A 12,177-nucleotide genomic window follows, 5' to 3' on the forward strand; every position below is an offset into this window, starting at 1 on the left:
GGTCAGCGCCTGCGTACGAATTCGGTTCGCAACACCAGCCCCTTGATCGCGTCCTGCCGGCAGTCGATTTCGTCGGGATTGTCGGTGAGGCGGATCGACTTGATGACCGTGCCCTGCTTCAGGCTCTGCCAGCGCCTTTGATCTTGAGGTCCTTGACGAGGGCGACGGAGTCGCCGTCGGCCAGCACCTTGCCGGCGGCATCGCGCACTTCAATATTCCCGGCAGAGCTGCAATTGCCGCCATCTCCGAAGCTGGTCTCCATTCCCCTGTCGTGTCGTCATAGACGTAGTCGTCGTTCTGATCTGTCATTGCTGCCCTCGCCGCGGGATTGAATACAGTGCGCTGAGTCCGACGTGGGAGCAGGCCAAAGATCTGATCCGCGGCGGCGGACCGGCGCACACCACCTATACCGGCAGGAGCCGAAGTTCAAACCACTGTCGTCCCTCGCGCAGCCTGGCGGGCAGGCGGATCGTGTGGCGGCGGAATTGAACAGTGCATTTCCCCCCGCGTGCCGATGTTCGGTTTCATCCCTTTGCCGGTCTTTCCGGCGGGTTTGCTGCGGTCTGAACCGGCGGCTGGCCCCTTCAAGGCCGCTATCGCGCCGCGGAGCGGCCGGAACCCGCCGATCTCGGCAAGGCCCGCCCGCGTCCTGCGCAGGGACCAGTGAAGGACTGGCCCCCGCTTTTCCGCAAGCCGACCTCGCTCGCCTGGCAGGTCCCGGACCCTGAAGCGTCCAGCTTTCGCCGGTTCCTTTTGACCGCACCCGCAGGGAAGACCGGCAAGGGCCGGAACACCTGACGGGCATCGCTAGAAAGGTAAGCTCAATGTCCAGTTCAACCCGCTCCCCCAGGACCAAGGCCCGCGTCGTCCAGCTCCGCAAGGGCACCACCCTCGAAATGGTCCGGCTCTGCTGCCCGGATGGCCACCAGGCCACGCTCATCTCCGAAAGCTTTGGCCTCCCCGTCCTCGACAGCGACGGCATCCGCGAATTCCACGAGCGCAGCCTGATCGATGGTGCCGACACACTCTCCGAGGGACTTTCCGACAAGGCGATGCAGATCCACCTGCAGAGGATCGTCGGCTCCTACGTCGGCTCCGCCTATGGAGCAGGCCAGTTCTACTCGAAGGCCGTCACCGAGGCCAAGGACGCCACAGCCAGGCTCGCCAACGACACCCGCGACGAGGACCTCGACGGTCCTGTCGGTTTCGACAGCAATGCACAGCGCAAGCGCGAGTTCGCCGCCGACATGGGCCTTCAAGCCCACGCGTTGCGCATGGCGGCCGAGGGCGCCGTCGCCGCCTACGAGCACATCGTCGGCGAGAGCTGGAGGCCCTACGAGCGACAGGTCGAGAACCCCGGCCAGGGCGTCAGCCGGCAGGCGGCCGATCTGCAGATGGCGGCTCTGGGCTAACTGCCACCGGGCGGAGCTTCGGCTCCGCCCGACCTTCTTTGTCGATGCCTGCGCCATCATCGCGCCCCTGTCCGACGAGCTCGAAGCACAGCGGGTTTGCGATGCGCTCGCCGGCGCTCAGAAGCGGATTACCTCTTCGGTTGCCGTGTTGGAGGCAACCCTCGGCATCGCGGTGCCTGACAAGTTCGGTATCTCTGTCGAGGCAGTCGAGCCGATCATACTGGAATTTCTGGAAGCTCGGCATCGAGATTCGAGATCTGCCGCCAGCGAAGCGCACCACCCGTAGTCCGGGCTGGAAAGTCAGGAGTTCCGCGACCGCTTTGACAGTACTTCGGCGATAAACGCCGTTTTGGCGTTGCTGTAGCCTTCTCGATCAGAGCCGAACCTGTCGGCAAGGCGCTTCTTGAGAAGCCCATATGTTTTCGCCACGTCGGGATTGGCGCGCAGGCAGTCGCGAAAAGCTATATGCCGCCCGAGTTCTGGATTGGCCGCTGCACATACGTAGAGGTGATGCGCCGGCAACCTGCTCGGCTGAGTAAAGGCGTGACGCCCGTCAATTCCCCTCTCACCCTCATACGTATATCCAATTTTCGAGAGCTTGCTGATTGCAAGAGAAAGGTCGGCTTCGGTTGGAATCACCACGTCCATGTCGATTATGGGCTTTCGGCTAAACCGGCGACCGAAGTGCTTCCGATATGCTCAATCTCTAGCGCCGTTGTCCCAAGAGCTGGCGCGATCTCATCTCTGATCTGAGCAAAAACAGCGGGCCATGCTGGATCATACGGCACGATAATGACAGGATTGACCATTTTTCCAACCGATGGCGTCAGACTCGGGAAGTTCCGGCTATCGCCCAACGACAAACGCTGAAAAGTCGAAGGTATTCACATAGTCGCGGAATGCGGCCTGTGCCTTGGACTGGTTCTTCAGGTTGGGGAAGATCAGCATCATTTCATAGGGTGGAATTTCCCAGCGCGGGAGCAATTCCACGAGGCGGCCGACCGCGACGGACGGCTGGCACACATAAGCGGGAAGGAGTGCGACTCCGCCGCCCGCGATGCAGGATTGCAGCAGGAACCCCATAGAATCCGAGGTCGCGGCCGGCGGCGGCCGCAGGACGATCGGTGTGTCGTCTGACGAGAACACCCATTCGGGCTGCGCATCATGCACCAGGCAGCGGTGATGTAGAAGATCGGTCGGTTCCCGAAGAGGACTGCCAGCCGCCAGATAGGCCGGAGCGGCGACGAGAACTCGTTTGATCGAGGAGACACGCCGCACGATCAGGTCCTGACCTGTGGTCGTGCCAACGCGAAAGGCGAAATCAACCCGCTCGCGAATGATGTCGAGATGCCGGTTTGTGGCGATCAGCTCGACCGCGATCCGGGGAAACTGTGTGGTAAATCCGTGTAGGAAGGTCGGCATGAAATAGCTGGCTGTTACCTCGGGGCAGGTGACCTTCAGCGTCCCGACAGGCTGTTCCTTCAGATTGGTCATCGCCATGTTCGCGGCCGAGACTTCTGTGCGAACGCGGCGGCAGTATTCGAGATAGACCTGGCCGCTGCCGGTGAGGCTTACGTGCCGGGTCGAACGGTTGAGGAGCCGCAGTCCCAGACGTGCCTCAAGCTGGGCTATGCGCTGGCTGACCGTGGATTTGGGCATCCCGATCCGCCCTCCGGCACGGGTAAAGCTGCCCGTTTCGGCGACTTCGGCCAAAAGGATCATGTCGTTCACGCTGTCCAAAGCCAGCATCCTCATTCATGTGGTACTCATTGTACAATAGGACGGACAAAGTTTCCATATAATGACGATTGTTAGAACGTTCTCGGCTCGGTAGCCTCGGCGCAGGAAGAAGGGGACGCGAAAATGTCGATCAGTCAGACGGCCCCCAAGGCTGACAGGGTGGGCATCGCCGTTGCGGCGATGGTTTTCACTGACCTGACGCTTTCCATCGCGGATGCGATCATTAAGGTCACGATCTCGGACATGCCGCTGTCGCAGTTCATTTTCCTGCGCTCCTGCGTCACGCTGCCCTTGTTGATCTCGATCCTGAAATGGCGTTTTCCGCAGGTATCGTTGCGCCCAGCCTATCCGGGCTGGGCCATCGTGCGCAGCAGCCTGCTTCTGTCGAGCCTGTTGATCTATTACGCTTCGCTACCACGCCTCGACTTCTCGATTGCCGCGGCGGTCTATTACACGATCCCGCTGTTCATCATCCTTTTTGCGGCTTTCTGGATCAGGGAGCCTGTCGGGGTGCAGGGTTGGGTCGGAGTCGCCCTCGGCTTCGTCGGTGTGCTGCTCATGCTGAAGCCGCAGGCCGGCGATCTTAGCATCCATGCCGTGATGCCACTGGTTTCCGCGATTCTCTACGCTCTGGCGATGGTGCTGACGCGCACCAGGAGCCGTGGCGAAAACCCCTTCGTTCTGGCGCTGATCTTCAACCTGATAGCGGTCGTTCTCGGGGGTGGCGCGAGCCTGGCGACCGTCATGGCAGGGAGCGAGGGCGGGCAAAGCCTGTTCATGGGCCAGTGGCTTCCAATGGGCTGGACCCAATGGGCGCTGATCTGGTTTTTGAGCATGACGATGCTGATCGGCAGCGTCGGCACGGCCATCGCCTACCAGTTGGGACCATCCTCGATCATCTCGACCTGGGACTTTTCCTATCTGGCCTTCGCAGTGCTATGGGGCGTCGTGCTGTTCTCGGAACGTTTGGATGTGGCTTCCATGCTCGGTATCGTTCTCATCGCACTGGCCGGGATTATCGTCATCCGGCGTTAGCGGCGACATTGGAGCACCGAGGCCAGATGACGGCTTCGGGCTCTTTGCGACTGATTTTTGCAACATCCAAACTTTGGCGCGAGCGAATGCCGAAATCAATATTCCACATTTGTTCGTCAACCTGGCCATTTTCCCAGCCTCGGGCCGATTGGGCCTAAAAAGCAATAGATGAGAAAAGCAGGCAGACCACCTGATGCGGCCGTGCCAACCGCGGTCGTCACGAATGTTGGTCCTGCTCCGGTCCTCGTTCCGCGAAACGGCTTCGCCGTCCTTCACTAACGTTGCGGCCCTCAAGCGACGTGTCCCTTCCTTCCGATTGCTCTTTTGCGGGTTCGCGGACCTGCGGTCCTGCGCTGTCGGACCTCGTGACGGCCGCGATTGGCGCGGCCTCGAATGGAGGTCCGGAAAATGGACAGGAAGAGCAACAAATCCCGCGTCGATATCTACGCGAAGATCACCGACCGTATCGTCGCGGAGCTGGAAAAGGGCGTGCGTCCGTGGGTGAAGCCGTGGAGCGCGGAGAACGCCACGGGGCGTATCACGCGCCCGCTGCGCCACAATGGATTGCCGTATCAGGGGATCAATACCCTGCTTCTCTGGTCTGAGGCGGTTTCGAGGGGTTTTGTTTCCCCGACCTGGATGACGTTCAAGCAGAGCGTCGAGCTGGGCGGTCATGTCCGCAAAGGCGAGACCGGCTCGATGGTTGTCTATGCCAGCCGCATCGTACGCACCGAAACCGATGCCCATGGCGAAGAGGTCGAGCGCGGGATCCCGTTCCTCAAGGCCTATACGGTGTTTTGTGCCGACCAGATCGAAGGCTTGCCCGCGCAGTATTACGGCAATCCCGCGCCGGTGTCCGATCCGGTGGAGCGGATCGGACATGCGGATGCCTTCTTCGCAAATACCGGGGCCGTCATCCGCCACGGTGGCGACAAGGCGTATTTCAATCCCGCTCTCGATATCGTGCAAATGCCGCCGTTCGAGAATTTCCGCGACGCGGCCAGCTATTATGCCACTCTCGGACACGAGATGACCCATTGGGTCGGGTCGGAAAAGCGGCTTGATCGCAACCTCTCGCGTTATCATAAGGATCGCTCGTTCCGGGCTCACGAAGAACTCGTGGCCGACCTCGGCGGCTGCTTTTTAGCAGCTGACCTCGGCATCGTGCCAGAGCTCGAGCCGCGGCCTGATCATGCCAGCTACCTGGCAAGCTGGCTCGAAATTCTCAGGAACCAGAAGCGATTCATCTTTGCCGCGGCGGCCCATGCCCAGCGTGCGGTCAACTATCTGCATGATCTCCAGCCGAATGCGACACAGATCGCGGAGGCTGCATGATGCTGCATTCTCCGATCGATGTCGGGGGTGGCGCGGCGCCACCCCCATCCGCCTTCGTGTGCTCAGCCTCGGGGCAGGGGTCCAGTCCACCACGTTCGCGCTGATGGCCGCCCATGGGCATTTCGGCTCGTTGTGCAATCCTCGTACCGGGTAGTGGGTCAGTTTGAAATTTAGGAGATGACGAAATCAGCGTGAGCCTTCAGTTCACGCCGCGCTCCTTTATGGCCGAGTGTACAGAGCATCACCTTGACACCCTCGCGCCGGACGAACTTAAAGGCAGGCACGAAGTCACTATCTCCCGTAACCACGACCACCGCACGTACCATGTCCCGCAAGGCCAGCCGAGCCATATCAAGGCCAATTCTGATATCAACGCCCTTCTGATTGATATCAACGTCGAAGTCTTTATCCACTAGTTCGCGCGGCGCTTTTAGAAGCTGCTTCACCGCTCGCTGCTTTATTTTCCACTGGAATGGATTAACCCGCGTTTCGCCCATTCGAAGCGCAAATCCAGGCTTCAATTCAAGCTGGTCGTATAAGCTCTGTGCGTGCTTATAGCGTTCAGTTTCCGCAAGATGCTTTGGCTCACTTGAAACCGGCATAGGGATCGATTCCACGGACGGCGGTGCATCGTAGAAGTATGTCCGAAGGAGTTCGTAGCTTTTTAATTCATCATGGCCGCGAATTTCATCGCGCAATGCCACGATGTCATCAGCCGATGCGGGCTGCTTAAGCTTCTCTTGCAGCTTCTTTGTGACAAAGCCGCCGTCAAAGAGGATGGCAAAACGTGCCTGAAACATGCCCAAAAAAACTTTGGAGCCAGCCGACCCAAGCACCGCTATGCGGTGCATAGAGGATCGGCTGACTCACTAGTTTATTCCGTACTGCCGAAGCAGCCTGTTGGGATGATTAGGAGTCAGCGGTTACCAAGTCAATAAGACAGACCGAGCCTCACCTAAAAAAAATGTCTCCGACTGTAAACGCGCCTTCAAACACGTCGGTTCCGAACATAGCATATCTTAGATAGGAAGTCAGTGACGCTTTTGTAGGGGCCGCGCTTCACGGGCAGCTCGGTTTCTTTCGCCTCGATCAGCGCACGCCAGCTGAAGACCCCGTCATGGCACCGGTCAGTTCGGGTAGTAGCCCAGCGGGCCGAGTCAGATCCGCCGGCCCGTGCCGACGTCCAGCCCGAGATGGGTATTTCCACGACCGTGCAGCGGCCATCCATCTTGAAGGGGCAGACGCCGGACCCTCGGAGTTTTCGCCAGTCGGCCGGTCGTCAACCGACCGAAGTGAGGGGACGGTCGCCTCCCTTTTCGGTTGGACGGTCTATCGTTATGCGATGTCGCCTGACGGGGAGGGACGGGTTTGATGGCGCCTCACCGTGGCTGCAGTTGCGGTGATCATGCCGATAGGGTTCGCCTGTCGTCTGGCCGGCGGTTTCATGGAAGGGCGCACCACCTGCGTCCTCGATGTGGCTGGTCTGACCGAAGGCCGTCTTCGCTTCGCTCCGCCTCGTTCTCAAACCCGCAACAGCCGGTCGTGACTTTCTTCCCCTGCTGGCTTCGCCATCATTCCTCGCGAGGCAAGAAAATCCCGCCCTGGCTGCCCTTCACTGCGTTGCGGCCCCTACGGGGTGCGGGCCGATCGCCTCCGGTCGGTCGACCGCCATCGAGGTCGCGATGGTCGCGGCCCGAGAAACTCACGGAGACGACATCATGGCTACCATCGGCACCTTCACTTCCTCGGGCAACGGTTTTACGGGCACGATCAAGACGCTCAACCTCAACGTCAAGGCCAAGCTGGTCCGCATCGACAACCCCTCCGACAAGGGTCCCCACTTCCGCATCTTCTCGGGTGCAGTCGAGCTAGGTGCGGCCTGGCAGAAGGTTTCCAGGGAAACCGAGCGCGACTACCTCTCGGTCAAGCTGGACGACCCGAGCTTCCCCGCTCCAATCTACGCCACCCTGATCGAGGTGGAAGGCGAGGAAGGCCTGCAGCTGATCTGGTCTCGCCCCAACCGGGACTGATCGCCCCGAAGAGGACCTCGCCGCAAGGCGGGGTTCCTCGTGGGTATCGGAAAGCCGGAACCAGGCATCGAGCCTGGTTCCGGCTTTTCTGGCGCCAACCGGGTGGAGCGGGGGTCTGCTCAGAACGCCCAAGCCTGCCATGTCGGCCCGAAGGCCTCAAGGACGAGCGGTTCCCCCAAAATGCTAGCGCATTTCGGCTCCCCCACTCGCCGGCTCTGCCGGTCGCGTTCCGCGATCCCTGACCCCTCCGATCCGCCATGACAGCCGATGTCGTCTTTCACCAACATCAAGGAGACGACCAATGTCGATCGATCAGCATATCGAGGAATTGCGCGCCGAGCTGCGGAACGCCGTCTATCGCGACGAGCGCCGCGAGATCCAGGCGGAGCTGGAACTGGCCCTCGCCGAGCGCGAGGTGATGCTTGCGGAAGCCTGTGGCGAGATTTGCGCCGAACCTCCCTTCTAGGGAGGCGTCTCTTCAGTGCCGCATCGGCTGCATGCGGTGCTTTTCGGTCTGCCGGATGCGGCCGAACATGATCGGTCCCTCGCTGCTTAGCTGTTGAGCGCATCCTTGATCGCCTTGGCCGGCGTGAAGGTCAGCTTCTTCGACGCGGAGATCTTGATCGTCGCTCCCGTCGAGGGATTGCGCCCCTCGCGCGCAGGCGTCTCTTTTACCTTAAACTTGCCAAAGCCGGGCACGCTGGTTTCAGCGCCGCTCTGGGCGGCGTCGGCAATCTGCTTGAATACGCTCTCGACGATCGTCTTGGCCTGAGCCTTGGTCAGGCTCTGCTCGGATGCGATCTTGTCGGCAATTTCGTTGGTCGTTGTCATTAAAAATACCTTCTGTTGGAAAGCCCCAATCACCTATGACAACGAAACCCTGCCTCGGAAAGGGGTTGGCTGCTCTGACATCTGCGTGAATCCACTGAAAACCCCTGGAATTCGCGGATTCCAGCACTGTATCGCCTCCAACGGGCCTTCCTGCGCCGGCTCATTCCCTGTAGCCGCGTCGCCGCTTTGTCCGTTGCAGCCTCGCCATGGCGATCGTCGCCTCTTCAGCCTGGTCGAAGGTTTCCATCATAGACTGGCCGTTCGTGCCGATCCGCCCCCAGTTGCGCATGACCGATGCGCCGCCGAATAATGTCGGCTGGATCGCGAGCGAGTAGAACCGGCGCATGTTCTGCGATGGATCGATGCGGTGAAGATGAACCGGGCCTGCTTCCTCATTCGACATGGCCGGATTTTCGCTTCCTTCGGAAGCGGCGTCCAACGACTTTCATGAATCGGTCTGTCACCATTGATTCAACGTCTTGATGGATCAGCCGCACCAGCTTCGGCGCTTACCGTTCCAACGGCGGGCCAAACCTTCATCGATCATCGTGTCGCCGATCGAGCGGCCATCGCGTGTCACCGTGCGCAGCTTGCGTCCATGCTGGTCTTCGTCCCTCCAGCCTGCCACCAGCGAGAAAGGGCCTGCGTTCAGTAGCTCCCGCAGCCGGCGCTTGGCGGCTTCGCCTTTGAGCCGTTCCGCCTCGCAGCGCGGCGGGCTCAGTTCCGGCGTGTCGATGTCGGCGATACGGATCCTCTCGCCCGAAAGCCAGAACGTGTCGCCGTCGACGACGCAGGTCACGCGGCGGCCTTCCGTGCAATAGGGGAATGTCGCGCGCAGCGTATCCGTCCGTGGTGCGGTCACAGCCAGCATCAGCCGATCGGCGAACTGATATTGATCGGCGGCATATAGACCCGGCGCGATCAGGGCGACGATCGCCCACGCCCAGGTCCTGCCGGATCGGTTCCGATGGTTGCGGCGGCGGCGGAACGAACCGCCGATAGGCGCGGGAGAATTCTTCCCATGTGCCGGATTTCTCTTCTTCGGGCTGTTCCCGAAACGAACGATGTTATTCAAACGGTCGTGTTCCTCCCTATGGGATGAGCGTGGTTATAGGCAGGTCAGGGTTATGATCTGCTTTCACGCAGCGCGAAGGATTTTGCTTCCGAAAGCCAAGTGTTGGGCGAGCCGCCTATGGGCGGACGGCTCTACTCGCGCCGAAAAAGCGGCGCTCACCGAACCCATTAAAACGGTTTCGGCGCATTCGCGTGACGATCCTCTCGCAGCAGGCATTACGGTCCAGGACGAGGGAAGCCCGATCGGCGTTGGGCAAATCAGCCACCGTCACCGCCTTCGCTCCGATGGAACCGGTTGGTTCCGACGCAGGCCTTCATGTCGTCGCGGCGAAACCAGATCGCGCGCCCGCAACGCAGCGGAGGATTGCCCGCGGTGAACACGATCTGCTCGTCGGCGCGCATGCGCATGACCTCGTGCGGCAGGATCAGCGGACGACGCGTGAGCTGCTTCGACCGGGACCGCGACGAACCCTTCATTCCGGAGGAGCGGCTTGTCTGGTCGACCTCGACCGTCGTGTCGCCGCAACGCTTCGAAAGATACTCCGCCGTCTCCGGATCGTTGATCGCAGCGAACGAAATCCAGGATGCGGACTCGAACCATTTCGAGCTGGCGTCGCGGCCGCCATATGCCTCTCGCATCTGGCCGATCGACTGGAAGATCAGCGTCAGGCTGATGCCGTATTTCCGCCCGGCGTCGCGGGCGGTTTCGAGGATCCGCAGGTAGCCGAGACGGGCCACCTCATCGAGCAGGAACAGGGTCTTAGCCGCGACCTCGCCATTGCGGTTATAGATCGCATTCAGAAAAGAGCCGATCACCACCCGCGCCAGCCCCGGATGGGCTTCCAGCACCTTCAGGTCGAGCGCGATGAAGATATCCGTGCCGCCCCCCGCGAGCTCGTCCGTCGAGAAGCTGTCGCCCGAGACGAGGGCGGCATAGTTCGGGTAGGAAAGCCAGTGCGTCTCCTTCACCGCATTGGCATAGACGCCGGAAAAGGTCTCCGGCGTCATGTTGACGAAAACCGCGACGTTCTCGCGCACGAAGGCGGATTCCGATTGTTCGTAAATCCGCGTCAGCCGCTCGCGCAGCTTCGGCTCAGGCTCGGAGAGGTTGGCGCGGACACGGCGCAGCGTTTGGTCCTTCTCTTCCGTATGCCCCGACAGGCAGACGTCGGCGATCAGAGCGGTCAGGAGCTGCATGGCCGAGGCGCGGAAAAAGTCGTCGCGCGCCGATGCAGCCCGCGCATTGTCGGTCATGATCCATGTCGCGACCGCGACGATGTCTTCTTCCCGCGTTGCCCCGAAGCGGCCGATCCAGTCGAGCGCGTTGAAGCCAGTGGCGGGGCTGGCCGGATCGAGCACGATCACCTTGCGGCCGGCTCTGCGCCGGTGATCGACGACCATCGGCGCGACCTCGCTCGACGGATCGAGCACGATGAGACCGCCGCCCCATTTGAGCGCGGTCGGGATCGTCACCGACGTCGTCTTGAAACCGCCGGATCCGGCGAAGACGATGCCGTGCGACGAGCCGAACGAGCCGTCGAAGCAAAGCAGCGGAGCTTTGCCGCCCCCACCCCATGTCTCCCGCGCGTCGGCCCGGAACGACACAGCCATCACGCTGTCGCGGTCGACACGATAGCGCTCGCCGATGACGATGCCGCCAGCATCCGGAAACATCGTTGCGGCCTCGGTCATGCCCATCCAGTCCGCCTCCCCATGGACCGCGCGCCTGCCATGGATACGACGCGGAGCAGGCTTCGCGAAGGCGGCATTGCCCTTCACGGCAACGCGCAGCGCTAACACGCCGGCGAGGAACGCGGCGAAGGCGCCGAGCGTCGTCGCCGGGTCCGCATATGCGAAGACGAACTGGCCTGCTGGGACATTGCTGGCAATTTCCGTAAGGCGGACTGTCTCGCGCAGCACGGCGATCAGGATCGTCCCCACGCTGCCCGCAACCACGCCCCATCCCGCCGCCTTGATGTTGGCGGCGCCGTTGGCCGCGAACAGAAAGATGACGCCGAGGACGGCGGCCGTCACATAAGGCAAAGCGAGGCCGGTGCGCCCCAGCATCAGCTTTGCCTGGGCAGTCTTGCCGAAGGCTGCGAGCCAGTGCTCGATGCCAGGCATGATGATGGTCACCCCGACCATCATCGTCGCCGGGATCAGGGCGAGGGCGATCCTATTCGCCGTCACGGCCGAAAGCCTCTGCGCCAATTGCGGTCAGGCGCGCCCGCTCCGCATCGTCGCCCTTAATGCGCTGGCTTGCGTCGATCAGCAGGCCGAGCAGCAGCGCTCGCTTCTCGTAACGCAGGCCAGCTTTCGCAATCAGGCCGCCGAGCTCGATCTTCTCGCGCGTGTCCTTCTTTCGGGCATCGCTCGCTTGGCTCCGGCGCATCCTCTCAAGCCTCGCTACCGCTGCCCGCAGCCGCGCCAGTTGCGACCTTCGCGGTCGTTTCGCCGTCGGTCCTGCCGTCACCGGCGTTCCTTTTTCCGGTCGCCTGTCCCTTGCCTTTGCGAAAGCGCCCGGCGATTTCCTCGAACGCCCCCTGAAGCGTCGCCTCCTCGATCTCGATTTCTCCCAGCCCGGCTTTCAGCGCGATCCGGCCGATGCGCTCGGCCTCGCGCGTCTCGGCTTGCTTGAGCTGGTCCTGCAGGCGGGCGATTTCTTCACGTATCTTCGATGACGGCTTCTTCATTCCGGTCGCGTCTCCCTAAAATCTTGT

The 12,177-nt window shown here is 61.5% G+C and carries 15 protein-coding genes and 1 pseudogene; 5 read left to right on the forward strand and 11 right to left on the reverse strand.

Annotation, left to right across the window (positions count from 1 at the left end; all coding sequences use genetic code 11):
* Positions 1-2: 2 nt before the first annotated feature.
* Positions 3-309: pseudogene (locus IQ26_RS24905) on the reverse strand (alkylphosphonate utilization protein).
* Between the two features lie 515 nt (positions 310-824).
* Between IQ26_RS24905 and IQ26_RS24910 the strand changes: the two are divergent.
* Positions 825-1,412 (forward strand): hypothetical protein, encoded by a 588-nt coding sequence (locus tag IQ26_RS24910; protein ID WP_145720947.1) that lies wholly within the window; start codon positions 825-827, stop codon positions 1,410-1,412.
* 300 nt (positions 1,413-1,712) lie between these two features.
* Here IQ26_RS24910 and IQ26_RS24915 read toward each other — a convergent pair whose 3' ends face one another.
* From IQ26_RS24915 to IQ26_RS24925, 3 genes are read right to left on the reverse strand one after another with little or no spacing between them, the layout of a single operon-like run.
* A complete protein-coding gene (locus tag IQ26_RS24915; RefSeq protein ID WP_338101637.1) occupies positions 1,713-2,069 on the reverse strand; it encodes a GrpB family protein in 357 nt (118 codons plus the stop codon).
* The gene (locus tag IQ26_RS41565) at positions 2,066-2,221 is read right to left on the reverse strand and encodes a GrpB family protein (protein ID WP_145720949.1); all 156 of its coding nucleotides are present in this window, start codon (positions 2,219-2,221) and stop codon (positions 2,066-2,068) included. Before IQ26_RS41565 ends, IQ26_RS24915 begins: the two co-directional genes overlap by 4 nt.
* Before the next feature lie 37 nt (positions 2,222-2,258).
* Positions 2,259-3,167, reverse strand: coding sequence for a LysR family transcriptional regulator (locus IQ26_RS24925; RefSeq protein WP_145720950.1), 909 nt, complete (start codon positions 3,165-3,167; stop codon positions 2,259-2,261).
* A gap of 108 nt (positions 3,168-3,275) precedes the next feature.
* Here IQ26_RS24925 and IQ26_RS24930 point away from each other — a divergent pair, with 108 nt between their 5' ends.
* Positions 3,276-4,187, forward strand: a complete 912-nt coding sequence (locus IQ26_RS24930) for a DMT family transporter (protein ID WP_145720952.1) — start codon at positions 3,276-3,278, stop codon at positions 4,185-4,187.
* A 408-nt stretch (positions 4,188-4,595) separates the two neighbouring features.
* The gene (locus tag IQ26_RS24935) at positions 4,596-5,522 is read left to right on the forward strand and encodes an ArdC family protein (RefSeq protein ID WP_145720953.1); all 927 of its coding nucleotides are present in this window, start codon (positions 4,596-4,598) and stop codon (positions 5,520-5,522) included.
* Positions 5,523-5,692: 170 nt separating this feature from the next.
* Here the strand turns inward: IQ26_RS24935 and IQ26_RS24945 are convergent, their stop codons facing one another.
* A complete protein-coding gene (locus IQ26_RS24945) occupies positions 5,693-6,373 on the reverse strand; it encodes an NYN domain-containing protein (RefSeq protein WP_145720955.1) in 681 nt (226 codons plus the stop codon).
* Positions 6,374-7,240: 867 nt separating this feature from the next.
* Here IQ26_RS24945 and IQ26_RS24950 point away from each other — a divergent pair.
* Together IQ26_RS24950 and IQ26_RS39800 are read left to right on the forward strand one after the other, a co-directional pair.
* The gene (locus tag IQ26_RS24950) at positions 7,241-7,552 is read left to right on the forward strand and encodes a DUF736 domain-containing protein (RefSeq protein ID WP_145720183.1); all 312 of its coding nucleotides are present in this window, start codon (positions 7,241-7,243) and stop codon (positions 7,550-7,552) included.
* Positions 7,553-7,853: 301 nt separating this feature from the next.
* Entirely contained in the window at positions 7,854-8,018 is a 165-nt protein-coding gene (locus IQ26_RS39800; protein ID WP_167522702.1) for a hypothetical protein, read from the forward strand.
* 86 nt (positions 8,019-8,104) lie between these two features.
* Here the strand turns inward: IQ26_RS39800 and IQ26_RS24955 are convergent, their stop codons facing one another.
* The 6 genes from IQ26_RS24955 to traC form a co-directional block, all read right to left on the reverse strand.
* The gene (locus IQ26_RS24955) at positions 8,105-8,383 is read right to left on the reverse strand and encodes an HU family DNA-binding protein (RefSeq protein ID WP_145720956.1); all 279 of its coding nucleotides are present in this window, start codon (positions 8,381-8,383) and stop codon (positions 8,105-8,107) included.
* A 160-nt stretch (positions 8,384-8,543) separates the two neighbouring features.
* A complete protein-coding gene (locus IQ26_RS24960) occupies positions 8,544-8,786 on the reverse strand; it encodes a WGR domain-containing protein (RefSeq protein ID WP_145720957.1) in 243 nt (80 codons plus the stop codon).
* An 84-nt stretch (positions 8,787-8,870) separates the two neighbouring features.
* On the reverse strand, positions 8,871-9,254 hold the full coding sequence (locus IQ26_RS24965) for a thermonuclease family protein (RefSeq protein ID WP_145721007.1): 384 nt from the start codon (positions 9,252-9,254) through the stop codon (positions 8,871-8,873).
* A 461-nt stretch (positions 9,255-9,715) separates the two neighbouring features.
* Positions 9,716-11,647, reverse strand: a complete 1,932-nt coding sequence (traG, locus tag IQ26_RS24970; RefSeq protein WP_145720958.1) for a Ti-type conjugative transfer system protein TraG — start codon at positions 11,645-11,647, stop codon at positions 9,716-9,718.
* Positions 11,634-11,849, reverse strand: coding sequence for a type IV conjugative transfer system coupling protein TraD (gene traD, locus IQ26_RS24975; RefSeq protein WP_162458061.1), 216 nt, complete (start codon positions 11,847-11,849; stop codon positions 11,634-11,636). The genes traG and traD overlap by 14 nt, the downstream gene beginning before the upstream one ends.
* Before the next feature lie 4 nt (positions 11,850-11,853).
* Positions 11,854-12,150, reverse strand: a complete 297-nt coding sequence (gene traC / locus IQ26_RS24980) for a conjugal transfer protein TraC (protein WP_145720959.1) — start codon at positions 12,148-12,150, stop codon at positions 11,854-11,856.
* Positions 12,151-12,177: the final 27 nt, after the last annotated feature.

The organism is Mesorhizobium tianshanense (assembly GCF_007830515.1).
Lineage (GTDB): Bacteria > Pseudomonadota > Alphaproteobacteria > Rhizobiales > Rhizobiaceae > Mesorhizobium > Mesorhizobium tianshanense.